Here is a 25,991-nt window from a genome sequence, read left to right on the forward strand (position 1 = left end):
GTCACAGCGGAGGGGAAACGCCCGGACCCATCCCGAACCCGGAAGCTAAGCCCTCCAGCGCCGATGGTACTGCGACCGACAGGTCGTGGGAGAGTAGGACACCGCCGGAACACCCGACCACCCCCACACCGCGGGGGAAGGCAGACATCGTCGACCTCCAGAGGTCGCATCATCATGAGCAACACCCTGACGGGCAGGACTCCGGCCGGAGCCCTGCCCGTTCGCATGTCCACAGGAGGTCCGTGATGTCGTCCGACCCGTCGGAGGGTGCCGGCGCTCGCGGAAGTGACGAGGCTTCGCGTCGCGGCAGGACCGCCGGCTCGTCCCGTGACGACCAGTCGTCGCCCGGCCGCGGAGCCGGCGGCCGTGACCGGGGCGCGCCCCGCGGCGGCGGCGATCGGCGGGGCGCCGGGCGCCCGGTGGACCGGGGACACCGTGACGACCGAGGCTCCGACCGCCGCTCCGGCGGCGAGTCGGGGCGCTCCGGGGCGAACGACCGCGGCGGAGCTCCCCGTGGACCGCGGCGGGGTGACGGCGGCCCCGGCGGCCGCGCCGGTGGGCCGCCGCTTGACCGCGGCGGAGCGCCGAGCTCGCGCGGTCGATTCGACGACCGCGCGGGCGGTGGGTCCGGCTCGCGGGGCGGACGCTCCGACGGCCGGCGCGACGACAAGCGCGACGACAGGAGTCCTCGTGACCAGCGCCCGCGCGACGGGCAGGGGCGCGACGACCGGCCGCGCGGTGGGGGCCAGGGCTACCGACGCCCGGACGACCGGCGTCAGGACGACCGGCGGCCCGACGACCGGCGTGGCGGTGACGCTCCTCGCGGTGGGCGTCCGCGCGACGACCAGCGCGGTGGCGACCGGCCGCGGTCCGACCGACCGCGGTCCGGCCGTCCCCGCGACGACAGGCCCCGCGACGACCGGCCCCGCGACGACCGGCCCCGCGACGACCGCCCGGGTGGGGACCGACCCCGTGGCGGCCGCCCGAGCAGCGGGGGCCCGAACGGGGGGCGCCCGCAGGGCGGGCGTCCGGGCCCCGGGCGTGACGGCGGGGGACGGGACGGCGGCCGGGGTACCGACCGGCGTCACGGTCCGGCGCGCCAGGAGCGCCCGCGCGGAGGTCCTCGCGACGACCGCCGCCCCGATCGGCCGCGCGACGACGCCCCCGCCGGCACGGGCGAGCGGGCCGGGCGGGTGGACCACGCGGCCGAGCCCATCCAGCGCCACCAGGACGCGGCACCCCGGCCGACGGCCCCGCCGTTGCCGGACGACATCACCGCGGATCTCCTCGACCCCGAGGCCCGTCGCGACCTGCGCGGCCTGCCCAAGGACCTCGCCGACATCGTCGCGCGGCATCTCGTCGCGGTGGGCGAGCTCGTCGACGACGAGCCCGAGGAGGCCCTCGCTCACGCCCGCTTCGCCCGGCACCGGGCGAGCCGGGTCGCGATCGTCCGCGAGGCCTCGGGTCTCGCGGCCTACCACGCGGGGGAGTGGGCGGAGGCGCTGTCCGAGCTGCGCGCGAGCCGGCGGATGGGCGGCGACGGGCACCTGCCCGTGATGGCCGACGCCGAGCGCGCGCTGGGCCGTCCCGAGCGCGCGATCGAGCTGTCGCGCAGCCCCGAGGCCCGCGACCTGAGCACCGAGGACGCCGTCGAGCTGCTCATCGTCGTGTCCGGGGCGCGCCGCGACCTCGGCGAGAACGACGCCGCGGTGGTCGGGCTGCAGGTGCCCGAGCTCGACGCGTCGCGTGAGGACCCGTGGGTGCCGCGGCTGTTCTACGCCTACGCCGAGGCCCTCCAGGCGGCCGGGCGCACCGACGACGCGGTGCGCGCGTTCCTCGACGCGGCCCGCACCGACCTCGAGGGCGAGACGGACGCCGAGGAGCGGGCGATCATGCTCGGCGTCGGCGACCAGGGCGCTGTCGACGAGGCCGGGGACGAGCCCCGGGACGAGGCCGGCGACGACACGGACCCCGAGCCCGGCACGGTCGAGGACGAGACCGCGGACGCCCCGGCAGGGCCCGTGGAGGCCCCGAGGTTCTCCGGGTGAGCGAGCACGACGCACTGCTCGTCGATCTCGACGGCACGGTGTACCGCGGCCCGGACGCGATCGAGGGCGCGGTCGAGACCCTCGAGGCCCTGCGCGCCACCGCGACCGTCTCCTACGTCACCAACAACGCGTCCCGCGGCCCCGACGAGGTCGCCGGCCACCTGCGCGACCTCGGCCTGACCCTCGACACCGACGCCGTCGTGACGAGCGCGCAGGCCGGCGCCGCGGTGGTCGCCGAGCAGGTCGAGGCGGGCGCGAAGGTGCTGGTCGTGGGCACGGAGGCGCTGGCCGAGGAGATCCGGCTGGTGGGGCTCGAGCCGGTGCGGGCCGAGGACGACGCGCCGGTCGCCGTGGTGCAGGGCCACTCCCCGGACACGGGCTGGCGCATCCTCGCCGAGGCGGCGCTGGCGCTGAACCGGGGCGCGGTGTGGGTCGCCTGCAACGTCGACCCGACCCTGCCCAACGAGCGCGGTCTGCTGCCGGGCAACGGGTCGATGGTCGCCGTGCTCCGGACGGCGTGCGCGCGGGAGCCGATGGTCGCCGGCAAGCCCGCGGCGCCGCTGCTGGCGCAGGCGATCGCGCGGGTGGGCGCGCAGCGGCCGCTGGTGGTCGGCGACCGCCTGGACACCGACATCGCCGGCGCGCACAGCGTCGACGCCGAGAGCCTGCTCGTGCTCACCGGCGTGTCCACCGCCGCGGGCCTGCTCGCCGCCCCGGCCGGGCAGCGCCCGACCTACCTCGGCGCCGACCTGCGGGTCCTCACCGGCGACCTCGCCGCGACCGCCGTCGCCGACGGCGACACCGGCGGCTTCACCGCGCGGCGCGAGGGTGGCGAGCTCGTGCTCGAGGGCGACGGGGACGACACCACCGCGGCCCTGCGCGCCCTCTGCCGCGCCGCCTGGGCGTCCGGCGAGGAGTGGACGGGCGTGCGCGCCGACGGCACCCCCGCCGAGAAGATGATCAGCGCACTCGGCCTGGACCCCGCCTGACGGGTTAGCGTGGACGGCGACAGCTTCTGGACCGACGCCGGGGAGGACGCGCCATGACCGAGCACGACGCCCTCGCCGGCCTCCGTGACGCCGTCGCGGCGCTCCCCGACGCCGACGCGCCGGGCGACTTCGACGCCGCCGACCACGCGACGCGGTTCGAGGCGGTGCACGACGCGCTCGTCGCGGTGCTCGCCGACGTGGACCGGACCTGAGCGCGGTGGCCCGGTCCACCGCCCGCCGGCTCCGCCTGGACGCCGAGCTGGTCCGCCGCGGCCTCGCCCGCTCCCGCGAGCACGCGGCCGGGCTCATCGCGGACGGGCGGGTGACGGTCGGGGGCACGGTGGCCAGCAAGCCCGCGACGGCCGTCGAGACCGCCGCCGCCGTGGTGGTCCGCGAGGACGTCGACGACCCGGGCTGGGCCTCACGGGGGGCGGGCAAGCTGCTCGGCGCGCTCGCGGCCTTCGGCCCGCGGGGTCTCGCCGTCGACGGCCGCCGCTGCCTGGACGCCGGCGCGTCCACCGGCGGGTTCACCGACGTCCTGCTGCGCCACGGCGCGCGCGAGGTCGTCGCCGTCGACGTCGGGTACGGCCAGCTGGTCTGGGCGCTGCAGACCGACCCGCGGGTCGCGGTGCACGACCGCGTCAACGCCCGGTCCCTGACCCCGGAGGACATCGGCGGGCCGGTCGACCTCGTCGTCGCCGACCTGTCGTTCATCTCGCTCGCCCTGGTCCTCGACGCGCTCGTCGCGTGCACGGTGCCGGGCGGCGACCTCGTGCCGATGGTGAAGCCGCAGTTCGAGGTGGGGCGCGAGCGGCTGGGCTCGGGCGGGGTCGTGCGCGACCCGGCGCTGCGCGCGTCGGCCGTCCTCGACGTGGTCGCGGCGGCGCGCTCCCGGGGGCTGGTGCTGCGCGACGTCGTCGCGAGCCCGCTGCCGGGCCCGTCGGGCAACGTGGAGTACTTCTGCTGGCTCCGGCGGGCACCCGGGCACGACGAGGACGCCGACGCCGAGACGCTGGTCCGGCGGGCCGTGGACGAGGGCCCGCGGTGACGACGACAGGAGGACCCCGGTGACCGACGGGCTCGTGGAGGCCGACGCGACGGGTGTCGAGGGCGGCGAGGAGCGCGGGACGCGCGACGCGCTGCTCGTCGTGCACACCGGGCGGGAGGCGACGCGCAAGGTGGCCTCGCTGGCGGCCCAGCGGCTGGCCGACGCGGGGTTCGACCTGCGGATCCTCCCCGACGAGTACTCCACCGACGAGGGCCTGTTCGACGACCTGCCCGAGGGGCAGCGCCCGCGCACGGTCACGGCCGAGTCCGACGCCGCGCTCGGCATGGAGATCGTCCTGGTGCTCGGCGGCGACGGCACGCTGCTGCGGGCCGCCGAGCTCGCGCGCCACGCGCGGGTGCCGATGCTGGGGGTCAACCTCGGGCGGGTCGGCTTCCTCGCCGAGGCCGACCTCGACGACCTCGACGAGGTCCTCGACGCCGTCGTCGGACGCACCTACCGCGTCGAGGAGCGGATGACCGTCGACGTCGTCGCCCACCAGAACGGCACCGAGCTGGGCCGCACCTGGGCGCTCAACGAGGCGATCGTCGAGAAGATGAACTGGGCGCGGCTGCTCGACGTCGTGCTCGAGGTCGACGGGCGCCCGGTGTCGGAGTTCGCGTGCGACGGGGTGCTGTGCGCGACACCGACGGGCTCGACGGCCTACGCGTTCTCGGCGGGCGGTCCCGTGGTGTGGCCCGAGGTGCAGGCGATGCTGCTGGTGCCGAGCAACGCGCACGCGCTGTTCGCGAAGCCGCTGGTGATCTCGCCGGACTCGTCGGTGGCGCTCGAGGTGTCGGGTCGTGGGGACGCCGGCGTGCTGGTCTGCGACGGGCGGCGCACCATCGAGCTGCCGCCCGGCTCGCGCGTCGAGGTGGTCCGCGGGCGCAACCCTGTCCTGCTGGCGCGCCTGCGCGTCCAGCCGTTCACCGACCGGCTCGTGCGGAAGTTCGGGCTGCCGGTGCAGGGGTGGCGCGGGCGCCAGCGCTGAGCCGGCCGGGTCGCCGGCCCTGATCCGTCGACCGCCCGTCACCGACCGTTCGACCATGTGTTCGAGCGGATCGGCGTGTTCGGCCCCGCGGCGTCGGGGGTCGTGGTTATCGTGACGCCCGTGCTCGCCGAGCTGAGGATCCAGGGCCTCGGGGTGATCGAGGACGCGACCCTCGATCTCCACCCCGGGCTGACGGTGGTCACCGGGGAGACCGGGGCCGGCAAGACGATGGTGGTCACGGGGCTGCACCTGCTGGGCGGCGGCCGTGCCGACTCCTCGCGGGTCCGCCGCGGCGCCACGCGCGCGACGGTCGAGGGCCGCTTCCTGCTGCCCCCGTCGGACGCGCCCGACGACGAGCCACCGGACGAGGAGGCCGACGGGGCGCCGCGCTCCGCCCTGCACCTCGCCGCCGACGCGGGCGCCGCGCTCGACGACGACGGCAGCCTCATCGCCGCGCGCACGGTGTCGGCCGACGGGCGCTCGCGCGCGCACCTCGGCGGGCGCTCGGTGCCGATGGCGGTGCTCGGCGACGTCACCGACGCGGCCCTCGCGGTGCACGGCCAGCACGAGGCGCTGCGGCTGCTGCGCGCGGCCGAGCAGCGCGCGGTGCTCGACCGGTTCGCCGGCGCCACGGTCGCCGAGCCGCTGGCCGCCTACCGCCGCACGCGCACCGCGTGGCGGCGCGCGGTGGCCGAGCTGACCCGCCGGCGTGAGCAGGCGCGCGAGATGAGCCGCGAGGCCGACATGCTGCGCCACGGGCTCACCGAGATCGAGGCGGTCGACCCGCAGCCCGGCGAGGACGCCGACCTGGTGGCCGAGGCGCGCCGCCTGGCCGACGCGGACGACCTGCGCGCCACCGCGGCGACGGCCCTCGCCGCCCTCGCCGGCCCGCCCGACGGCACGGGCGAGGACCCGGACGCCGTGGGGCTGCTCGGCGAGGCCCGCCGGCGCCTGCAGGGCAGCGACGACCCGGCGCTCGCCGGGCTCGACCCCCGACTCGCCGAGGCGGCCGCGCTGCTCGGGGACGCCGCCGCGGAGCTCACCGACTACCTCGAGCGCCTCGAGGCCGACCCGCAGCGCCTCGAGCAGGTGCTCGCCCGCCAGGCCGATCTCAAGGGGCTCACCCGCAAGTACGCCGCCGACGTCGACGGGGTGCTGGCCTGGGCCGACGCGGCGCGCGAGAAGCTCACCGGCCTCGACACCTCCGACGAGGCGCTCGCCGCGCTGGCCGCGGAGGCCGAGCAGCTCGCGGGCGAGGTCGCCGGGCACGCCGCCGCGGTGTCGGCGGCGCGCCGCGAGGCCGCCGACCGGTTCGGCGCCGCCGTCTCCGCCGAGCTCGACGGCCTGGCCATGGGCTCGGCGTCGGTGCAGCTCGCGGTCGGGGTGAAGGAGGTCGCGGCCACGGACGCCGCGGCGCTCGAGGTCGACGGCCGGTGGGTCGTCGCCGGGCCCGACGGGGTCGACGAGGTCGAGCTGCTGCTCACCCCGCACGCGGGCGCGCCGGCGCTCCCGGTGCACAAGGGCGCCTCGGGTGGCGAGCTCTCGCGGGTCATGCTCGCGGTCGAGGTCGTGCTCGCCGGCGCCGACACCACGCCGACGCTGGTGTTCGACGAGGTCGACGCCGGCGTGGGCGGGCGGGCCGCGGTCGAGGTCGGGCGCCGGCTCGCGCGCCTCGCCCGCACCCACCAGGTGGTGGTCGTGACCCACCTGGCGCAGGTCGCGGCCTATGCCGATCGCCACCTGGTGGTCGACAAGGGCGGGCTGGCGGACGCCGGCGCCACCGACGGTGTCACGCGCAGTGCCGTCCGGACGCTCGACGACGGCGACCGGACGATCGAGCTGGCGCGCATGCTCGCGGGCACCGAGGAGACCGAGACCGGGCGCGCCCACGCCGAGGAGCTGCTCGCGGCCGCGGCGGCCGACCGGTCGGCGGAGGACCAGGACGCGGCCGCCCCCACACCGATCAGTCGCGGTGCGACCACGCGGCGTCACGGGAGCCGCCGGAGTCGCCGGGCCGGGTGACCGCGGCGCGTCCCCTCGGCGCGTCGGCTCCGTCCCCGGCGTCCCGCCGACGACCATCGTGGGCATGGGTCGTGGCGCGGGTGCGGGGTGGCGGGCATGAGGTGGCCACGAGGGCGCACGAAGGAGGCGCCGGCCGGCGTCGTCGGGACGGCACGTCTCGGCGGGCGCTCCGGCGGCGAGGTGTCCCCGGAGCTGCTGCGCCAGCTGGGGCGCGGCGACGTCGCCGTGATCGACCAGGTCGACCTCGACCGCGCCACCGCCCACGCCTTCGTCGACGCGGGCGTCGCCGGCGTCGTCAACGTCTCACCGTCGATCTCGGGGCGCTACCCCAACCTCGGCCCGGAGATCCTCACCGACGCCGGGGTGGCGCTCGTCGACGACGTCGGCGACGGGGTGCTGCGCCGCGTGCGGGACGGCGCCTCGGTGCGCCTGCACGACGGCGGGGTGTACCTCGGCGACGACGAGGTGGCCCGCGGCTTCTCGCAGACCGCCGAGACCGTCGCCGACCAGCTCGCCGAGGCGCGCTCCGGGCTCGCCGCGCAGCTGGAGGCCTTCTCGGCGAACACCACGGAGTTCATGGGCCGCGAGCGCGCCATGCTGCTCGACGGCGTCGGTGTCCCCGGGCTCGAGACCGCGATGAACGGCAAGACCGTCCTCGTCGTCGCGGGGGGCTCGGACCGCGCCGAGGAGCTGAAGAGCCTCAAGCACTTCGTGCGCGAGGAGCGCCCGGTGCTCGTCGGGGTGGGCGGCGGCGCCGCGGCCCTGCGGTCCGCGGGGTTCACGCCCGCCGTGGTCGTCGGCACCGCGCTGGAGATCGACCCCGACCTCGCCCGCAAGGCCGTCGACGTCGTCATCCCCGCCGACACCGACGGCCACATCGCCGGCCTGGCCCGCCTGCAGGACGCCGGCATCGACCCGGTCGGGTTCCCGTCGTCGGCGAACCCCGAGGACATGGCGCTGATCCTGGCGCAGCGCCACGGCGCCTCGCTGGTCGTCGCGTGCGGCTTCGACGCGACGCTGTCGGGGTTCCTCGACCGCGGCCGCTCGGGCAGCAACCCGTCGACCGTGCTGACGCGCCTGCGCCTGGGGCCGACGCTGGTCGACGCGTCGGTGGTCGCCGCGCTCCACCGCCACCGGGTCACCACCGGCGCGGTCCTGCTCCTGCTGCTGGCCGTGATGGCGGTCGGCGCGACGGCGCTGTTCGCCAGCGGACTCGCCGAAGCCATCGTGATGCTCGTTCGTGAGGGGTGGGAGGCCGCCATGGCCGCGGCTCAGGGGGTCGGGACGTGATGTCGCTGCGCTACCACGTCGTGTCGATCGCGGCGGTGCTGCTCGCGCTCGCGCTGGGGGTCGTGCTGGGGGCCTCGGCGCTGTCCGGGCGGGTGCTCGGCGCCCTGACCTCGGACCGCGACCAGCTCGCCGGCGAGGTCGTGGCGATGCGGGGCGAGCGCGACGCCGCCGGCGCCCAGCTGCTGGCCACCGAGCGCCTGGTCGCCGCCGGCGCGCCGTCGACGGTCGCGGGCCTGCTGCCCGGCCGCGGTGTCGCGGTCGTCGCCGGGCCCGGTGCCGACCCCGCCGACGTCGACGCGGTGTCCGAGCTCGTCACCCGCGCCGGCGGGCGCGTCACGGGCCAGGTGGCCCTCACCGACGCCGCCGTCGCGCCCGACCGCGCCGAGGCGCTGCGGGCCCTGGTGCCGCGGCTGCTGCCCGCCGGCGCGCAGCTGCCGACGACCACCGACACCGGCACGCTCACGGGCTCGTTGCTCGGGTCGCTGCTGGTCGCCCGCCCGAGCGGTGTGGGCGAGCAGACGACGGGCCCGGAGGTCGCGACGGCGCTGCGCGCGCTGTCCGACGCCGGGTACGTCCGGACCTCCGACGCGCCCGGGGCCGCGCCGGGCGAGCTCGCGCTCGTCGTGGCGGGCGCGGGCGCCGACCCGGCCCGCGACACCGTGCTCGCGCGGATCGCGGGGGAGATGGACCGCGTGGGCGCGGGGGCGGTGCTCGCCGGGCGCACCGGATCCGGAGCCGTCACGGCCGTGCGCGCCGACCCGGCGCTGCGCTCCGGGCTGTCCACGGTCGACGCGCTCCAGGGCCCGGCGTCGCGGGTCGCCACCGTGCTGGCGCTGCGCGAGCAGGCCGACGGGCGGGCCGGGGTGTACGGGCCCGCCGCGGGCACGTTCACGCCCCAGCCCGCCGCGGGGTGAGGGTCGCTCGGCCGGGGCGGCGACGCGGTGCGTTACCGTGAAGCCCCGTGGATGGCGGAGTTCCTCCCCTGATGGCTGCGGGGTCCTGATCATGCAGCCGGCGCGGACGACCAAGCACGTGTTCGTCACCGGAGGCGTCGCCTCCTCGCTGGGCAAGGGGCTGACGGCCTCGAGCCTCGGGCAGCTGCTCACCGCACGCGGCCTACGCGTGACGATGCAGAAGCTCGACCCGTACCTCAACGTCGACCCCGGGACGATGAACCCGTTCCAGCACGGCGAGGTCTTCGTCACCGAGGACGGCGCCGAGACCGACCTCGACATCGGGCACTACGAGCGGTTCCTCGACCGCGACCTGTCCGCCCGGGCCAACGTGACGACCGGCCAGGTGTACTCGAGCGTCATCGCCAAGGAGCGCCGCGGCGAGTACCTGGGCGACACCGTCCAGGTCATCCCGCACATCACCGACGAGATCAAGTCTCGGGTTCTCGCGATGCGCACCGACGACCCGGCGCCCGACGTGGTGATCACCGAGGTCGGCGGCACCGTCGGCGACATCGAGTCGCTGCCGTTCCTCGAGGCCGCGCGCCAGCTGCGCCACGAGGTCGGGCGCGACAACTGCTTCTTCCTGCACGTCTCGCTGGTGCCGTTCCTCGCGCCATCGGGCGAGCTCAAGACCAAGCCGACCCAGCACTCGGTGGCCGCACTGCGCAACATCGGTATCCAGCCCGACGGGCTCGTGCTGCGCGCCGACCGCGCCATCCCCGACGACATGACGCGCAAGATCAGCCTCATGTGCGACGTCGACGAGGACGGCGTCGTGGCCTGCCCGGACGCGCGGTCGATCTACGACATCCCCAAGGTGCTGCACACCGAGGGCCTCGACGCCTACGTCGTGCGCCGGCTCGGGCTGCCGTTCCGCGACGTCGACTGGACCGTGTGGGGTGACCTGCTCGACCGCGTGCACCACCCCACCGAGACCGTCGAGATCGCGATCGTCGGCAAGTACGTGGACCTGCCCGACGCCTACCTCTCGGTCACCGAGGCCCTGCGCGCCGGCGGGTTCGCCCACCGCGCGCGCGTCGCCGTGCGCTGGGTGGGCTCCGACGAGTGCGAGACCCCGGCCGGCGCGGCCACCGCCCTCGCGGGCGTCGACGGCATCCTCGTGCCCGGCGGCTTCGGCATCCGGGGGATCGAGGGCAAGGTCGGCGCGCTCGACCACGCCCACCGCCGCGGCATCCCCGCGCTCGGGCTGTGCCTGGGCCTGCAGTGCATGGTCATCCACGCCGCGCGGTCGATGGCCGGCCTGGAGGGCGCCAACTCCGCGGAGTTCGACGAGGACACCCCGCACCCGGTGATCTCGACGATGGCCGACCAGACCGACGTCGTCGCCGGCGAGCGCGACATGGGCGGCACGATGCGCCTCGGCTCCTGGCCCGCGCTGCTCGCCCCCGAGACGATCACCCGCAACGCCTACGGCACGGGGCGGATCACCGAGCGCCACCGCCACCGTTACGAGGTCAACAACGCCTACCGCGACCGCCTCACCGAGGCCGGCCTCGTCTTCTCCGGCACCTCGCCCGACGGCGGGCTCGTCGAGTTCGTCGAGCTGCCGCGCGAGCAGCACCCGTTCTTCGTCGGCACCCAGGCGCACCCGGAGCTGAAGAGCCGCCCGACGCGGGCGCACCCGCTGTTCCGCGCGTTCGTCGCGGCCGCACTGCGCCACGTCGCGTCGCAGCGCCTGGACCTGGAGACGAGCAACGGGTCGGCCGACGTCGTCGAGGTGCTCGACGAGCCGGCCGGGGCCTCCTCGTGACGGCGCCGCGCACGCCCGACTCGCTCGCCGACCCCCACGGCGGACACCCGCCGCACGACTTCACCGTCGTCGACAGCGAGACCCTCTACGAGGGCCCGATCTTCGCGCTGCGCCGCGACGACGTCCGGATGCCGGGCGGGCGCATCGCCGGGCGCGAGAAGGTCGAGCACTTCGGCGCCGTCGCGATCGCGGCGCTCGACGAGGACGACCGCCTCGTCATGATCTACCAGTACCGGCCCGCGCTGGGCCGGCGGATCTGGGAGATGCCCGCCGGGCTGCTCGACGACCCGTCCGAGGACCCGGTGGTGGCGGCGCAGCGCGAGCTGGTGGAGGAGGTCGGGATCGAGGCCGACGATTGGTCGACGCTGGTCGACATCGTCGGGTGCCCGGGCTTCGCCGACGAGTCGGTGCGCGTGTTCCTCGCCCGCGGGCTGCGCTCGGTGGAGCGCCCGGAGGGCGGGGACGACGAGGAGGCCGACCTCGTGATCCGCCGGATCCCGCTCGACGACCTCGTCACCGGCGCGATGTCGGGCGCGCTGGTCAACGGGCCGTGCGTGGCGGGCGTGTTCGCGGCGGCGGCGGTGCGCGACGGCCGGTCCGCGGCGCGTCCCGTCGACGCCGAATGGCTCGACCGGCCCCGCCAGTTCGCGGATCGGCGCGCCGCGCGCCGCTGAGGGCCGGGGTGTTGCAGCGAACGCGCTGTTCGCTGCTTCTAGGCGCGCGAACTCCCCGTTGATCACCGGCGGGCCGGTGCGCGACTACGCCGTTCGGCTCACCAGATCGGCCAGGAGGTCCAGCGACGCGTCGATCCCCGGCGCGGCGTACATCGGGTCGACGAAGACGTCGGTGAACCCCGTCGCGTCGACGAGGCGCCGGACGCCGTCGGCGATCTCCGCGGCGTCGAGGCCGGCGGCGACGTTGACGCGCAGCGCCGTGCCGACCTGCGCGGGGTCCCGGCCGGCCTCGGCCGCGGCGGCGTCGATGTTGGCCCGGAACTTGAGCAGCGCGCTCGCCTGGCCCCCGAGGTCGGCGCTGGGCAGGCGGCCGACCGGCAGCCACCCGTCGGCGCGCCGCCCGACCCGGCGCAGCGCGCCCTCGGACCACCCCGACAGGTAGACCGACGGGCGCGGCCGCGGGGTCTCGACGTGCACCGCCGGCAGCGGGAAGCGGGGACCCGTCAGCGGCGCCGGCGTGGCCGACCACAGCGTGTCGAGGCCGTCGAGCAGCTCGTCGAGCCGGGCGCCGCGCGCGTCGAACCCGAGCCCGGCGCCGGCGTACTCCTCGGGCGACCACCCGATCCCGAGCCCGGCGAGCAGGCGGCCGGGGGCGAGTGCCCCGATCGTGGTCAGCGAGCGGGCGAGCACGGCCGGCGGGTAGAGCGGGCCGACGAGCACGCTGGTGCCGAGCGTGGCGCGCGACGTCGCGGTCGCGGCGAGGGTGAGCAGCACGAACGGGTCCAGGGCGCGGCGGAACTCGACGGGGATCGTGTCGGTGCCGCCGTACCCGATCCGGGGGTCGACGGCGGCGAGCAGCCGGTCGCCGACCCACAGGCTCGCGGCGCCGGCCTCCTCGGCGCGGGCGGCGAACTCCCCGATCCTGGCCACCTCGTCGGCGGCGTCCCCGAACTGCGGCAGTGTGGTCCCGAGTCGCACGGCGGTCAGTCTGTCCCTCCCGCGCGCGGCGGACCGACCCGGGCGCGCGACCCGGCTATGGTCCGGCCATGAAGGTGGGTGTGCCGCGGGAGGTCAAGGACCACGAGGACCGGGTGGCGCTGACGCCCATCGGCGTCACCGAGCTGGTGCGCCGGGGCCACGAGGTCGCCGTCGAGACCGGCGCGGGCGTCGGGTCGGCGATCACCGACGACGCGTTCCGCGAGGCGGGCGCGACGGTGATCGGGTCGGCCGACGAGGTGTGGGCCGCGAGCGACCTGCTGCTCAAGGTCAAGGAGCCGGTGCCCGAGGAGTACCACCGGCTGCGCCGCGGCCAGGTGCTGTTCACCTACCTGCACCTCGCGGCGTCGCGGGAGTGCACGCAGGCGCTGCTCGACGCGGGCGCCACCGCCGTCGCCTACGAGACCGTGCAGACCGAGGACGGGGCGCTGCCGCTGCTCGCGCCGATGAGCGAGATCGCGGGCCGCATGGCGCCGCAGGTCGGCGCCCACCACCTGGAGAACGCGCAGGGCGGGCGCGGGGTGCTGCTCGGCGGGGTGCCCGGGGTGCGCCCGGGGCGGGTCGCGGTGATCGGCGCGGGGACCTCGGGTCTCGCGGCGACGACGATCGCGGTGGGGCTGCGGGCGTCGGTGGAGGTCCTCGACGTCAACGTGCGCGCGCTGCGGCGCGTCGACGAGATCTTCTCCGGCAGCGTGCGGACCGTGCTCTCGAGCACCCCCGAGGTCGAGCGCGCGTGCCGCGAGGCCGACCTCGTGATCGGGGCGGTGCTGGTGCCGGGGGCCAAGGCGCCGGTGCTGGTGCCCAACGAGCTCGTCGCACAGATGCGCAGCGGCTCGGTACTCGTCGACCTGGCCGTCGACCAGGGCGGCTGCTTCGCCGACACCCGCCCGACGACCCACGCGGAGCCGACCTACCGCGTGCACGACTCGATCTTCTACTGCGTCGCGAACGTGCCGGGCGCGGTGCCGACCACGTCGACGCGCGCGCTCACCGGCGTCACGCTGCCCTACGTCGTCGCCCTCGCCGACCGGGGGCTCGCGGACGCCGCGGCCGCCGACCCGGCGCTGGCGCGCGGGGTCAACGTCGTCGACGGGGAGCTGACCTCGCAGGCCGTCGGCGAGGCCCACGACCTGCCGGTGCGGGAGCTGTCGGAGGTGCTGTGACCTCGCCGTCCCGCGCCGTCCAGGTCTACCTCGACCACCTCCTGGTGGAGCGGGGCACGGCGGAGAACACGCTCGCGTCCTACGGGCGCGACCTGCGGCGCTACGTCGAGCACCTCGAGGCCGCAGGCGTCGTCGACCTCGCCGAGGTCACCGAGCGCCACGTCGGCGACTTCCTCATCGGCCTGCGCACCGGGGCGGACGGGCACGCGCCGCTGGCCACGGCGTCGGCGACCCGCGCCGTCGTCGCTGTGCGGGGGCTGCACCGTTTCGCGCTGGCCGAGGGCATGGTGGCGATCGACGTGGCCCGCGAGGTGCACCCGCCGTCCCCGCCGCGCCGGCTGCCCAAGGCGCTCGACGTCGCGACGGTCGGCCGGCTGCTGGAGGCGCGGGGCGGCGAGGCCGACGACCTCGCGGGCGTCCGCGACCGGGCCCTGCTCGAGCTGCTCTACTCCACCGGCGCGCGGATCTCCGAGGCCGTCGGGCTGGACGTCGACGACGTCGATGCGACCCAGCGCGCGGTGCGGCTGGCGGGCAAGGGCGGCAAGGAGCGGATCGTGCCGATCGGGCGCCCGGCGCTCGCCGCGCTCGAGGCGTACCGGGTGCGGGCGCGGCCGGGGCTCGCGAGCCGGGGGCGAGGGACGCCGGCGCTGTTCCTCAACGCGCGGGGTGCGCGGCTGTCGCGCCAGAGCGCGTGGGCGTCGCTGCGCGAGGCCGCCGACCGGGCCGGCGTCACCGGCGACGTCTCCCCGCACACCCTGCGGCACTCGTTCGCGACGCACCTGCTCGACGGCGGGGCCGACCTGCGCGTGGTGCAGGAGCTGCTCGGCCACGCCTCGGTGACCACGACGCAGATCTACACCCAGGTCACCGTCGACACCCTGCGCGAGGTCTTCGCGATGGCGCACCCCCGCGCCCGTATGTGAGCGAAATTCGGGGCTATAGCCCCGAATTTCGCTCACATGGTCCGATCAGTCCAGCGCTCCAGGCGCAGGGGGAGGCCGTCGGCGGGGACGGGCAGCGAGGTGTTGTCCCAGCGCGGCTCGTAGCCCGGCGCGACGGTGATCCGGTGGTGGCGCAGCAGCTCGTGCAGGATCGCGGTGACCTCCAGCGAGCCGAACAGCATGCCGAGGCACTTGTGCACGCCGCCGCCGAAGGGGATCCACGCGTCGCGGTGGGCCTTGTCCTCGCGGCGGGGCTCGGCGAAGCGCTCGGGGTCGAAGACGTCGGGGTCGGTCCAGATCGCGGGGTCGTGGTGGTTGGTCGCGCCGGCGGCCATGACGAGCTGGCCCGCCGGCAGGAAGTGACCGAGCAGCGCGGTGTCCTTCGTCGTCCGGCGCATGACCACGGGCACCGGCGCGGCGAGGCGCAGCGACTCCTTGATGACGAGGTCCAGGGTCGTGAGCGACTGCAGGGCGGCCAGGTCGGGCGGGCCGTCACCGAGGGCGAGCGACTCCGCGCGCGCCCGCTCCTGCCACTGCGGGTGCGCGGCGAGGTAGTACGCGGCGGCGGCGCTGGTGATCGTCGAGGTGTCGTGGGCGGCCATCATCAGGAAGATCATGTGGTTGACGACGTCGGCGTCGGAGAACGCCTCGCCCTCGGGGGTGCGCGCCCGGCACAGCGCGGCGAACAGGTCGTCGCCGTCGCTCTCCCGCTTGGCCGGCAGGGCCGCGGTGAAGTAGCGCTCGAGCAGGGCGCGTCCGCGCAGCCCCGCGCGGTAGCGCGTGCCGGGCAGGTCGCGCCGCACGATCGAGCTGGCGGCCTGCACGCAGTCCATGAACGCCTGGTTGACGGCGTCGGCCTCCGGGCCCGAGCGGTCGTCCATGAACACGTGGGTGGCGACGTCGAGGGTCAGGCTCTTGAGCATCGGGTAGATGCGGATCTGCTGCCCGCGGGGCCAGGTCGGGATCGCCTCGCGCAGCACCGGCACCGTGCGGTCGACGTACCCGCGGATGCGCGGCGCGGTGAACGCCTCCTGCATGACGCGGCGGTGGACGCGGTGCTCGTCGCCGTCGAGCAGCATGAGCCCGCGGTGGAAGAAGTCGTCGACGAGGAAGCGCCAGCCGTCCTGCGAGTAGGCCTTGTCCGGGTTGGTCAGCACCTGGTGCGTGGCGTCGGGGCCCGCGGCGATGACGACGTGCTCGCCGACGAACCCGCACCACGAGACCGGGCCGAGCGCGGCGTGGCGGGCACGGGTGAAGGTGCTGCCGTAGCGGATGTAGGACAGCGTGTGCCCGATCAGCGGGGGTCCGGCGTCGCCCGGGACGGCCGTCAGCCCCGACCCGGCGGGCGGCGCGGCGAGCGGCTCGACGCGGCGCGGGCGCGTCTTCTCGAACAGCCGCCGGTCGACGCCCGCGGGCATCGGCGTCAGGACGACGGACGACAGGCGCTCGCCCGTCGCGGTACGGACCAGGGACACGGCCACCTCCAGGACACCGGGTGGTGCGCACGTTAGACACGAATCGGGATCGTGTCCACGGACGAGACGCGCGGCGCATCAACGTCTAGTCTCGGGCCCGTGCCCGCCTCCCCGCCCAGGACCTTCGCCGACCGGACCCGGGGCCTCGTGCGCGACGAGGCGCTCGAGCGCGCGGCCGAGCTGCTCGTCGCCGGCGGCTGGCGCGGGCTGCGCCTGCAGGACGTCGCCGACGGCATCGGGGTGAGCCGCCAGACGCTCTACAACGAGTTCGCGAGCAAGCAGGGGCTGGCCGCGGCGCTGGTGCTGCGGCGCACCGAGGAGTTCCTGGCCCGGCTCGAGGCGGCGCTCGACGGCGAGGACGACCTGTACCGGGCGTGGGTCGAGGCCGTGCGCACGACGCTCGACACCGTGGCGCACGACCCGCTGCTGCGGGTGCTGCTCACCGGCCAGGACGCCGGGGACCTGCTGCCCCTGCTGACCAGCGAGGCGGAGCCGCTGATCACCGCCGCCCGCGACCGGGCCGCCGCGTTCCTGCAGCGCCGCCGCCCCGAGCTCGACGCGGCCACGGCGTCCGCGGCGGCCGAGGTCGCCGCGCGGCTGACGATCAGCCACGTCGTGCTCCCGCTGCACCCGCCCGAGGTCGTCGCCGACCAGATCGCGACCACCCTGGTCCGCTTCCTCCTGTGAGCGAACTTCGGGGCTATTGCCCCGAAGTTCGCTCACGTCCGTCGAACGGCCTACGTGGGGGAGGGGGCCCGGCCGACGAGGGCGACGCCGACGGCGCCGAGGGCGGCGACGACCGCGAAGGCGTAGAAGCCCCACGGGTACGCGACGCCGGCCTGGAGCAGCGCGCCGCCGAGGATCGGGCCGGCGATGGCGCCGAGCCGTCCGACGCCGCTCGCCGTGCCGAGTGCGGTGCCCCGCGCCTCCGCGGGATAGAGCTGCGAGACGTACGCGTAGACCAGCACCTGCGCCGAGAACACGAAGATGCCGGCGAGCAGCACGCTCACGTACACCCCGATGCCGGGCAGCCGGATCGACAGGAGCGCCAGGAACAGCGTCGCGGCCGCGAACCACGCGATCGTCGCGGGCCGCACCCCGATCCGGTTGGCGACGGTGCCCGCGAGCAGGAGGCCGAGGATCGCGCCCACGTTGAGCACGAGCAGCAGGGCGAGCGCGGCGCCGAGCTCGTAGCCCGCCGAGCGCATGATCTCGGGCAGCCAGGTGTTCAGCCCGTAGACCAGCAGCAGGCCCATGAACGAGGCGATCCAGAACGCGATGGTCGGGCGGGCCAGGCCGTCGCGGAACAGCGTCGTCAGCGGGTTGCGGCGTTCGCGGCGCCAGCTCGAGTCCTTCGCGCCCCGGCGCTGCAGGAACTCGGCCGACTCGGGCAGGCGCATGATGATCAGCGGCAGCAGGATCACCGCCGGGATCGCGCCGGCGACGAACATCGCCGGCCAGCCGAGCGACGGGATGAGCAGGATGCCGAGCAGCGCGGTCGCGACCGCGCCGACGTGGTAGCCGGTCATGAGGATCGTGGTCGAGCTGCTGCCCCGCCCGGCGGGGGCGTACTCGGCGACGAGGGCGAGCGCCACCGGCAGCACGCCGCCGAGCCCGATGCCGGCGAGGAAGCGCAGCACGCCCAGCACCTCGGGGTTGGGGGCGAACGCGCACGCCAGCGTCAGCACCGAGAACCCGGCCACCGTGGCGATCATCGTGGCCCGCCGGCCGATGACGTCGGCGATCGGCCCCACGGCCAGCGCGCCGACCATGACGCCGAGCAGCCCCACGGTCACCACCACCGAGGCGCCGGCGGGGTCGAGGTCCCAGGCGGGGTCGCGCAGCAGCACGGGCAGCACGACGCCCAGCACCACCAGGTCGAAGCCCTCCAGGGCCACCGCCGACCAGCACAGGGGGCGCACCCAGCCGGCGGTGGCGGCGCGCGGGCCCGCGGTATCGGTCTGTCGGGTCGTCATCGCTCACGTCCTCGTGGTGTCGACGGGGGGCGACAGTGGGCGGAGAGTATGCGAGCGGTCACACGGTGGCGTCTCCGCTGGTTCCGTTCATCGGAAGATCGTGACAGAACGGGCCGTCGACGTGGCCGTCGGTGACGACAGCGGAGTGGCGCGCGTCCTGCTCGGCGAGTCGCGCGACGACCCGCCGGGGCCGACTCCTAGGCTGATCGCACGAGCGCACGGCCGGGCACGCGAGGGAGGGACACGCGATGTCGAACCCGCAGCCGGTCCTCTGGTCGTCGGACGAGCAGGCGGACGGGCGGGCGAGCGAGGAGTCCCCGGAGCAGGGTCGCCGGCGCAGCGGTGGCGGCTCCGACGCGGCGACGGAACCCTCCGGCGAGGTCCCCCCGGGGCGCCCGCGCCGGCACGTCCCCGTCCCGGGACCGCTCGACGGGCACGGGCCCGCCACGGTGCTGGCCATGTGCAACCAGAAGGGCGGCGTCGGCAAGACGACGTCCACGATCAACCTCGGCGCCGCGCTCGCCGAGTACGGCCGGCGGGTGCTGCTGGTCGACTTCGACCCGCAGGGCGCGCTCTCGGTGGGCCTGGGCGTGCAGCCCCACCAGCTCGAGACCACGATCTACAACCTGATCATGGAGCGGAACACCACGATCGACGACGTCATCCGCCCGACGTCGGTCGAGGGGATGGACCTGCTCCCGTCGAACATCGACCTCTCGGCCGCCGAGGTCCAGCTGGTCACCGAGGTCGGCCGCGAGCAGACGCTGGGCCGCACCATCGCCCCGGTGCTCGACCGCTACGACTACGTCCTCGTCGACTGCCAGCCCTCGCTCGGCCTGCTGACGGTCAACGCCCTGGCCTGCGCCGACGGCGTGCTGATCCCGCTCGAGTGCGAGTTCTTCAGCCTGCGCGGGGTCGCCCTGCTGATGGACACGATCGAGAAGGTGCAGGACCGGCTCAACCCCAAGCTGGAGATCACCGGCATCCTGGCCACCATGTACGACCCGCGCACGCTGCACACGCGCGAGGTGATGACCCGCGTCGTCGAGGCGTTCGGCGAGCTCGTCTTCGACGCCGTCATCAACCGCACCGTGCGGTTCCCGGAGACCACCGTCGCCGGTGAGCCGATCACCCGCTGGGCGTCGCGCTCCACCGGCGCCGAGGCGTACCGCGCGCTGGCGCGAGAGGTCATCGCCCGGTGACCCCGGACGCGAAGCTTGTCGGAGCCGGACCGTGACACTGTCGCCCGAGGCCCCGGAGCGCGCGAGGTTCCAGGTCAGCCTGGAGAACTTCACCGGCCCCTTCGACCTGCTGCTCCAACTGATCGGGCGCCACGAGCTCGACGTCACCGAGGTGGCGCTGTCCCGCGTCACCGACGACTTCATCGCCTACACCACCGCGCTCGGCGACAACGCCGACCTCGAGGAGACCACCGGGTTCCTCGTCGTCGCGGCGACGCTGCTCGACCTCAAGACCGCACGGCTCCTGCCGCAGGCCGAGGTGGAGGACGAGGAGGACCTCGCGCTGCTCGAGGCGCGCGACGTCCTGTTCGCGCGGCTGCTGCAGTACCGGGCCTACCAGCAGGTCGCGGCGCTGTTCCGCGAGCTCGAGGGCTCGGCGCGGATGCGCTACCCGCGCGCGGTGACCCTCGAGCCGCGGTTCGCCGAGATGCTCCCGCCGGTCCAGCTGGGCGTCGACGCCGACGGCTTCGCCGAGCTCGCGGCGGCGGTGTTCCGCCCGAAGCCGCCCCCGACGGTGGGCCTGGACCACCTGCACGCCTCGACGGTGTCGGTGCCCGAGCAGATGACGATCCTCGCCGGGCGACTGCAGGCGCAGGGCACCGCGACGTTCGCCGAGCTCGTCGCCGACTGCGAGCAGGGCATCGAGGTCGTGGGACGCTTCCTCGCGGTGCTCGAGCTCTACCGGGCCCGCGACGTCGCCCTCGACCAGCCCGAGGCCTTCGCCGAGCTGCGCGTCCGCTGGGCGCCCGGGGGTGACGCGGGCAGCGCCACCGACGAAGCGGAGCGGAGCTCGGCCGACGACCTCAGCGCGACCGGGGAGGACGAGTGAGCGAACCCGATCCGCTGCGGGCGCTCGAGGAGGACCTCGAGGAGCCGCTCGCGTCCGACGTCGAGCTCACCGCGGCGCTCGAGGCCGTGCTGCTCGTGGTCGACGCGCCGGCGCCGACCGACCAGCTCGCCGACGTCCTCGGCCAGCCGGTCGCGCGCGTCAAGGCCGCGCTGGAGGGGCTGGCCGCCGAGTACACCGAGCGCGAGCGCGGCATGGAGCTGCGCGCCACCGGCGAGGGCTGGCGGCTCTACAGCCGCGACCGCTTCGCCCCCTACGTCGAGCGCTTCGTCCTCGACGGCCAGCGCACCCGCCTCACCCGCGCGGCGCTTGAGACCCTCGCCGTCGTGGCCTACCGCCAGCCGGTGACGCGCTCGCGGGTCGCGGCGGTCCGCGGCGTCAACGTCGACGGCGTCATGCGCACGCTCGCCGCCCGCGGACTGATCATCGAGGCGGGCACGGACATCGGCGGCGGCACGCTCTACAGCACCACCGAGCTGTTCCTCGAGCGCCTGGGCCTGCAGTCGATCGACGAGCTGCCGCCGATCGCCCCGTTGCTGCCCGACGTGGACGACATCGACGAGTGACGAACAGGGCACCCTGATCTCGATGGCAGAGATCCGCAAGACCACGGGTGGTCCGGTCCGGGGCGTCGTCGCCGACGGTGTCGCGTCCTTCCTCGGCGTGCCGTACGCCGCCGCGCCGGTGGGGGAGCGGCGGTTCGCGCGTCCCGAGCCCGCGCGCTGGGACGGCGAGCGCGACGCCACGGCGCACGGTCCGACCGCGCCCCAGCTGCCGACCCGGGGCCCGGGCACGCTCGACCTGACCCCGGTCACCGGGCCGGGGTGGGTGCCCGGCGACGACTACCTGACCGCCGACGTCCGCACGCCCGACACCGGGGACGGCGGCCTGCCGGTGCTGGTGTTCCTCCACGGCGGCGCCTTCACCCTCGGCGCGTCCCGGGCGAGCGCCTACGACGGCACCCGGCTGGCCCGGGAGGGCGCGGTCGTCGTCGCGGTCAACTACCGGCTCGGGGTGCCCGGCTTCGCCGCGATCCCCGGCGTCGTCGCCAATCGCGGGCTGCACGACCAGATCGCGGCCCTGCAGTGGGTCCGCGACAACGCCGCGGCCTTCGGCGGCGACCCCGACCGGATCACGGTGTTCGGCGAGTCCGCCGGCGGGCTGAGCATCGCCGACCTGCTCGCCGCCGTGCCGCCCGGCCTCGTCCGCCGGGCGATCGTGCAGAGCGGCGGCGGATCGCACGTCCTCGCGCCCGCGCAGGCCGCGGTGACGACGCGGGCGCTCGCCGAGATCCTTGGTGGCGACCCGGCCGGGCTCGTCGAGGCGTCCGACCAGGACCTGGTCGCCGCCGTCGGCCGGCTCGGCGCCGCCCCGCCCGACCTGGCCGTGCAGGGCCTGCGCGACCCGCTCATGGGCCTCGCTGCGCTCGGCCCGGTGCTCGACGGCGACCTGCTCGACGTCCAGCCGGTCGACGCGCTCGCGGCCGGCGCGGCCGTCGACGTCGACCTGCTCGTCGGCGCCAACAGCGACGAGATGGCGCTCTACACCATGCTCGGCGACGCGCTCGGGCTGCCGGCCCCCGACGACGACGTGCTCCACGCCGCGGCCGCGCGCCTGCACCCCGACCCCGACGGGGTGATCGCCGCCTACCGGGCGGCGGGGCGCGGGACGACGCCCGCCGAGCTGCACGACGCGATCCGCACCGACTGGATGTTCGTGGTCCCCACGCGGCGCCTCGCCGACGCCCACACCGGCCGGACCTGGCGCTACGAGTTCGCCTGGGGCTCCGGCGACGGCCTCGGCGCGTGCCACGGCCGCGAGCTGCCGTTCGTGTTCGACGTCGTCGACCGCGTCGACACCGGCTCGTTCGCCGTGCCCGACACCGAGGAGACCCGCGCGCTCGCCGCCCGGATGCGCACGGCGTGGGTGGCGTTCGCCCGCGACGGCGACCCGGGCTGGCCGGGCTACACGGCGGCGGCGCCCACCACCCGTCGCTTCGACACCGCCGACAGCGACGTCGGCACCCCGGACGGCCCGGAGCGGGACCTCTGGGCCGGGGTCCGTTAGACCGGTGCCACCTCGCCGAACCGCACCGCGAGCTCGGCCAGGAACGCCTCGGCGAGGCGCTCGACGGCGTCGGCGTCCGGGGCGATCCGGTCGCCGGGGCGCAGGCCGAGCACCGAGCGCTCGGGCTCGTACCTGATGACCTTGTTCGTGGTCAGCACGCCGCCGTGGTCGAGCAGCGACTCGGCGAGGAGCTCCAGCTCGGTCACCGGGTTGGTGTCCTTGCCCGACGCCGCGCGGATGCGGTGCACGAAGCGGCGGTCGAGCGCGAGCAGCAGGGCCGTGGCGAGCACCGGGTCGTCGTGCCGCCGCAGCGCCGCGACCTCCGCCCGCACCGCGGTGCGCGCCTGGTCGATCTCGTCGGCGGTGAAGGTCTTGCGTCCGAGCATGGTCCGGCCCTCCTCGTCGTGGTCCTCACCTCCAGGTCGCGGCCCGGGCCACGGATGTGACGAGAACGCCTGCGTAGGCTTGGGAGGGCGATCGACCACGAGGAGCGGTGTGAGCGGGTCAGAGGGTGTGCGCCTGCAGAAGGTGCTGGCCGAGGCGGGTGTGGCGTCCCGGCGGCAGGCGGAGATCCTCATGCGGGACGGCCGCGTCGAGGTCGACGGCAAGGTCGTCAAGGAGATGGGCATCCGCGTCGACCCCGACACGGCGGTCATCCACGTCGACGGGTCCCGGATCGTCACCGACGCCGAGACGGTGCACCTCGCGCTGAACAAGCCGGAGGGGATGCTCTCGACGATGTGGGACGACCAGGGCCGGCGCTGCGTCGGCGACGTCGTCCTCGAGAAGGCCGAGGGACAGCGCCTCTTCCACGTCGGGCGCCTCGACGCGGCCACCGAGGGCCTGCTGCTGCTGACCAACGACGGCGAGCTCGCCAACCGGCTGATGCACCCGTCGTACGAGGTGCCCAAGACCTACGTCGCCGAGATCAAGACGCCCATCGCGAAGGACCTCGGCCGCCAGCTGCGCGCGGGCGTCGAGCTGGACGACGGTCCTGCCGCGGTCGACAGCTTCAAGGTCATCGACCGCTCGGGCTCGCGGGTGATGGTGGAGCTCGTGCTCCACGAGGGCCGCAAGCACATCGTGCGGCGCATGCTGGAGGCCGTCGACAAGCCCGTCCAGCGCCTCGTGCGCACGGCCGTCGGCGACGTCCGGCTCGGCGAGCAGCGCCCCGGCACGCTGCGCAAGCTCGGCCGCGACGAGGTCGCCTCGCTGTACCGGGCCGTGGGGCTGTAGCTCACCCGGGCCGGGGCGGACACCACACCTGTTCGCAGGGCACAATGGTCTTCCGAGCGAAGAGTTCTCGACGTTCGGGAGGCACACGGGTCATGGACGGGACACTGCGCGGGGTGGTCGCCGTCGACGGGCCCTCCGGGACGGGGAAGTCGACGACCGCGCGCGGGCTCGCGCTGCGTCTCGACGCCCGCTACCTCGACACCGGCGCCATGTACCGGGCGGTCACCCTCGCGGTGCTGCGCTCCGGGCTGCCGCTCGACGTCGCGGCCACCACCGCCGACGGCAGCGACGACGTGGCGGCGGTCGCCCTCGGGGCGCGCGTGAGCGTGTCGACCGACCCGGCCGAGCCGCGCGTGCGTCTCGACGGCGAGGACGTCGCCGCCGAGATCCGTGGCTCGGCGGTCACCGGCGCGGTGTCCGCGGTCTCGGCGCTCACCGCGGTGCGGAACCACCTCGTGGCCGAGCAGCGGCGGATCGTCGCCGAGGCGCTCGACGACGGGGCCGGCATCGTGGTCGAGGGCCGCGACATCGGCACGGTCGTCCTCCCGGACGCCGGCCTGAAGGTGTTCCTCACCGCCTCGGCGCTCGTGCGGGCGGGGCGCCGCACCGCCGAGGACAGCGCCGCGGGCCGGTCGGACGCGCCGGACGCGCAGACCGACCTGGCCCGGCGCGACCGGCTCGACTCCTCCCGCGCGGCGTCCCCGCTGCGTCCCGCGGAGGACGCGGTCGAGGTCGACACCTCGACGCTCGACATCGAGGGCGTGCTCGCACGCCTGCAGCAACTGGCCGAGGACCGCGGACTGGTCACCGGTCTCGCCGACGCCGGAGTCGGCTCCCACGGAGGATGAGTTGAACGAGGAAGGGCCCGCTGTGCTCGCCGACGGCGACACGGGAACGGGCATCGAGGGTGATGACGCACGCCCGGCGCAGCCGGTGCTGGCGGTCGTCGGACGCCCCAACGTCGGCAAGTCGACGCTGGTCAACCGCATCCTGGGCCGCCGCGAGGCCGTGGTCCAGGACGTCTCGGGCGTGACGCGCGACCGCGTCGCCTACGACGCGCTGTGGAACGGGCGGCGGTTCACGCTGCTCGACACGGGCGGCTGGGAGCCCGACGCGAAGGGCATGCAGGCCGCGATCTCGGCGCAGGCCGAGACGGCGATGGCCACCGCGGACGTGATCCTGCTGGTGGTCGACGGCCAGGTCGGCGCGACGGCGGTCGACCAGGCCGTGGCGCGTACGCTGCGCCGCTCCGACCGCCCGGTGATCCTGGCCGCCACCAAGATCGACGACTCGCGGGGCGAGGGCGAGATCGCGGCGCTGTGGCGCCTCGGGCTCGGCGAGCCGCACCCGGTCTCGGGCCTGCACGGGCGCGGGTCGGGCGATCTGCTCGACGTCGTGCTCGCCGCGATGCCCCAGAGCCCGCGCGACGACGTCGACCTCACCGGCGGGCCGCGGCGCGTCGCACTGGTCGGCAAGCCGAACGTCGGCAAGTCGAGCCTGCTCAACCAGCTCACCGGCGAGACCCGCTCGGTGGTCGACGCGGTCGCGGGCACCACCACCGACCCGGTCGACTCGCTGGTCGAGATCGACGGCGAGGTCTGGAAGTTCGTCGACACCGCCGGTCTGCGCCGCAAGGTCGGGCAGGCGTCGGGCACCGAGTACTACGCCTCGCTGCGCACGAAGGCCGCGATCGAGGCCGCCGAGGTCACCGTGCTGCTGCTCGACGCCTCGGAGCCGATCAGCGAGCAGGACCTGCGTGTTGCCTCGCAGGTCGCCGAGGCGGGCCGGGCGCTCGTGCTCGCCATGAACAAGTGGGACCTCGTCGACGAGGACCGCCGCCACGCGATGGTCCGCGAGCTCGAGCGCGCGCTCGTGCGGTTCCCCTGGGTGGAGCGGGTCAACATCTCGGCGCGCACCGGGCGGGCGGTGCAGAAGCTCGCGCCGGCCATGCGCACGGCCCTGGAGAACTGGGACCGGCGCGTGCCGACCGGCCAGCTCAACCAGTGGATCTCCGACATCGTCGCGGCCAAGCCGCCGCCCGTCCGCGGCGGCAAGCAGCCGAAGATCCTCTACGCCACACAGGCGCAGAACCGGCCGCCGACGTTCGTGCTGTTCACCTCGGGCTTCCTCGAGGCCGGCTACCGGCGCTTCCTCGAGCGCAAGCTGCGCGAGACCTTCCCGCTCACCGGCACGCCGGTGCAGATCAACGTCCGCGTGCGCGAGAAGGGGGCCCGCGGCGGCCGCAAACGCTGATACATTCCTA

General features: G+C 75.6%; 24 protein-coding genes and 1 rRNA gene. 21 read left to right on the forward strand and 4 right to left on the reverse strand.

Annotated elements, in window-relative coordinates:
• The 11 genes from rrf to ACFPK1_RS16060 form a co-directional block, all read left to right on the forward strand.
• Positions 1-110: ribosomal RNA gene (rrf, locus tag ACFPK1_RS16010) — 5S ribosomal RNA — on the forward strand; the annotation flags it as partial.
• A gap of 1,083 nt (positions 111-1,193) precedes the next feature.
• Positions 1,194-2,048, forward strand: coding sequence for a hypothetical protein (locus ACFPK1_RS16015; protein WP_378021932.1), 855 nt, complete (start codon positions 1,194-1,196; stop codon positions 2,046-2,048).
• Positions 2,045-3,037, forward strand: coding sequence for an HAD-IIA family hydrolase (locus ACFPK1_RS16020; protein WP_378021933.1), 993 nt, complete (start codon positions 2,045-2,047; stop codon positions 3,035-3,037). The genes ACFPK1_RS16015 and ACFPK1_RS16020 overlap by 4 nt, the downstream gene beginning before the upstream one ends.
• A 53-nt stretch (positions 3,038-3,090) precedes the next feature.
• Positions 3,091-3,249: a hypothetical protein gene (locus ACFPK1_RS16025; protein ID WP_378021934.1), complete on the forward strand. Its 159-nt coding sequence runs from the start codon at positions 3,091-3,093 to the stop codon at positions 3,247-3,249.
• A gap of 5 nt (positions 3,250-3,254) precedes the next feature.
• Positions 3,255-4,085 carry a TlyA family RNA methyltransferase gene (locus ACFPK1_RS16030; protein WP_378021935.1) on the forward strand — a complete coding sequence of 277 codons (831 nt, stop codon included), beginning with the start codon at positions 3,255-3,257 and terminating at the stop codon, positions 4,083-4,085.
• Positions 4,086-4,119: 34 nt separating this feature from the next.
• Positions 4,120-5,073 (forward strand): NAD kinase, encoded by a 954-nt coding sequence (locus tag ACFPK1_RS16035; protein WP_378022193.1) that lies wholly within the window; start codon positions 4,120-4,122, stop codon positions 5,071-5,073.
• Between the two features lie 120 nt (positions 5,074-5,193).
• Positions 5,194-7,095, forward strand: a complete 1,902-nt coding sequence (gene recN, locus ACFPK1_RS16040; protein ID WP_378021936.1) for a DNA repair protein RecN — start codon at positions 5,194-5,196, stop codon at positions 7,093-7,095.
• A gap of 96 nt (positions 7,096-7,191) precedes the next feature.
• Entirely contained in the window at positions 7,192-8,385 is a 1,194-nt protein-coding gene (gene steA / locus ACFPK1_RS16045) for a putative cytokinetic ring protein SteA (protein ID WP_378021937.1), read from the forward strand.
• Positions 8,385-9,299 (forward strand): copper transporter, encoded by a 915-nt coding sequence (locus ACFPK1_RS16050; RefSeq protein WP_378021938.1) that lies wholly within the window; start codon positions 8,385-8,387, stop codon positions 9,297-9,299. Before steA ends, ACFPK1_RS16050 begins: the two co-directional genes overlap by 1 nt.
• Positions 9,300-9,390: 91 nt before the next feature.
• Positions 9,391-11,112, forward strand: a complete 1,722-nt coding sequence (locus tag ACFPK1_RS16055) for a CTP synthase (RefSeq protein ID WP_378021939.1) — start codon at positions 9,391-9,393, stop codon at positions 11,110-11,112.
• Positions 11,109-11,786, forward strand: coding sequence for an NUDIX domain-containing protein (locus tag ACFPK1_RS16060; protein WP_378021940.1), 678 nt, complete (start codon positions 11,109-11,111; stop codon positions 11,784-11,786). The genes ACFPK1_RS16055 and ACFPK1_RS16060 overlap by 4 nt, the downstream gene beginning before the upstream one ends.
• 84 nt (positions 11,787-11,870) lie before the next feature.
• Here ACFPK1_RS16060 and ACFPK1_RS16065 read toward each other — a convergent pair whose 3' ends face one another.
• A complete protein-coding gene (locus tag ACFPK1_RS16065; RefSeq protein ID WP_378021941.1) occupies positions 11,871-12,764 on the reverse strand; it encodes an LLM class flavin-dependent oxidoreductase in 894 nt (297 codons plus the stop codon).
• 68 nt (positions 12,765-12,832) lie between these two features.
• On the opposite strand from ACFPK1_RS16065, the gene ald reads away from it, so the two are divergent.
• Positions 12,833-13,945: an alanine dehydrogenase gene (ald, locus tag ACFPK1_RS16070; RefSeq protein ID WP_378021942.1), complete on the forward strand. Its 1,113-nt coding sequence runs from the start codon at positions 12,833-12,835 to the stop codon at positions 13,943-13,945.
• Positions 13,942-14,868 carry a site-specific tyrosine recombinase XerD gene (locus ACFPK1_RS16075; protein WP_378021943.1) on the forward strand — a complete coding sequence of 309 codons (927 nt, stop codon included), beginning with the start codon at positions 13,942-13,944 and terminating at the stop codon, positions 14,866-14,868. The genes ald and ACFPK1_RS16075 overlap by 4 nt, the downstream gene beginning before the upstream one ends.
• A 32-nt stretch (positions 14,869-14,900) precedes the next feature.
• Here ACFPK1_RS16075 and ACFPK1_RS16080 read toward each other — a convergent pair whose 3' ends face one another.
• Complete coding sequence (locus tag ACFPK1_RS16080) at positions 14,901-16,361, reverse strand: cytochrome P450 (RefSeq protein ID WP_378021944.1); 1,461 nt, start codon at positions 16,359-16,361, stop codon at positions 14,901-14,903.
• A 99-nt stretch (positions 16,362-16,460) separates the two neighbouring features.
• Here ACFPK1_RS16080 and ACFPK1_RS16085 point away from each other — a divergent pair, with 99 nt between their 5' ends.
• A complete protein-coding gene (locus tag ACFPK1_RS16085; protein WP_378021945.1) occupies positions 16,461-17,048 on the forward strand; it encodes a TetR/AcrR family transcriptional regulator in 588 nt (195 codons plus the stop codon).
• Between the two features lie 50 nt (positions 17,049-17,098).
• Here ACFPK1_RS16085 and ACFPK1_RS16090 read toward each other — a convergent pair whose 3' ends face one another.
• Positions 17,099-18,337, reverse strand: coding sequence for an MFS transporter (locus tag ACFPK1_RS16090; protein ID WP_378021946.1), 1,239 nt, complete (start codon positions 18,335-18,337; stop codon positions 17,099-17,101).
• 248 nt (positions 18,338-18,585) lie between these two features.
• Here ACFPK1_RS16090 and ACFPK1_RS16095 point away from each other — a divergent pair, with 248 nt between their 5' ends.
• From ACFPK1_RS16095 to ACFPK1_RS16110, 4 genes are read left to right on the forward strand one after another with little or no spacing between them, the layout of a single operon-like run.
• Positions 18,586-19,539, forward strand: a complete 954-nt coding sequence (locus ACFPK1_RS16095) for a ParA family protein (RefSeq protein ID WP_378021947.1) — start codon at positions 18,586-18,588, stop codon at positions 19,537-19,539.
• 31 nt (positions 19,540-19,570) lie between these two features.
• Positions 19,571-20,407, forward strand: a complete 837-nt coding sequence (locus tag ACFPK1_RS16100; protein ID WP_378021948.1) for a segregation and condensation protein A — start codon at positions 19,571-19,573, stop codon at positions 20,405-20,407.
• Positions 20,404-20,991, forward strand: coding sequence for an SMC-Scp complex subunit ScpB (gene scpB, locus ACFPK1_RS16105; RefSeq protein WP_378021949.1), 588 nt, complete (start codon positions 20,404-20,406; stop codon positions 20,989-20,991). The genes ACFPK1_RS16100 and scpB overlap by 4 nt, the downstream gene beginning before the upstream one ends.
• A 22-nt stretch (positions 20,992-21,013) precedes the next feature.
• Complete coding sequence (locus ACFPK1_RS16110; RefSeq protein WP_378021950.1) at positions 21,014-22,492, forward strand: carboxylesterase/lipase family protein; 1,479 nt, start codon at positions 21,014-21,016, stop codon at positions 22,490-22,492.
• Here the strand turns inward: ACFPK1_RS16110 and ACFPK1_RS16115 are convergent.
• On the reverse strand, positions 22,489-22,878 hold the full coding sequence (locus ACFPK1_RS16115; RefSeq protein WP_378021951.1) for a hypothetical protein: 390 nt from the start codon (positions 22,876-22,878) through the stop codon (positions 22,489-22,491). The two genes, ACFPK1_RS16110 and ACFPK1_RS16115, sit on opposite strands and share 4 nt — an antisense overlap.
• Positions 22,879-22,987: 109 nt before the next feature.
• Between ACFPK1_RS16115 and ACFPK1_RS16120 the strand changes: the two genes are divergently transcribed.
• The 3 genes from ACFPK1_RS16120 (at position 22,988) to der (ending at position 25,981) form a co-directional block, all read left to right on the forward strand.
• A complete protein-coding gene (locus ACFPK1_RS16120) occupies positions 22,988-23,728 on the forward strand; it encodes a pseudouridine synthase (protein WP_378021952.1) in 741 nt (246 codons plus the stop codon).
• Positions 23,729-23,820: 92 nt separating this feature from the next.
• The gene (cmk, locus tag ACFPK1_RS16125) at positions 23,821-24,576 is read left to right on the forward strand and encodes a (d)CMP kinase (protein ID WP_378021953.1); all 756 of its coding nucleotides are present in this window, start codon (positions 23,821-23,823) and stop codon (positions 24,574-24,576) included.
• 22 nt (positions 24,577-24,598) lie between these two features.
• A complete protein-coding gene (gene der / locus ACFPK1_RS16130) occupies positions 24,599-25,981 on the forward strand; it encodes a ribosome biogenesis GTPase Der (protein ID WP_378022194.1) in 1,383 nt (460 codons plus the stop codon).
• The last annotated feature ends 10 nt before the right edge of the window (positions 25,982-25,991 follow it).

This window comes from Actinomycetospora rhizophila, from assembly GCF_042657905.1.
Classification (GTDB): Bacteria; Actinomycetota; Actinomycetes; order Mycobacteriales; family Pseudonocardiaceae; genus Actinomycetospora; species Actinomycetospora rhizophila.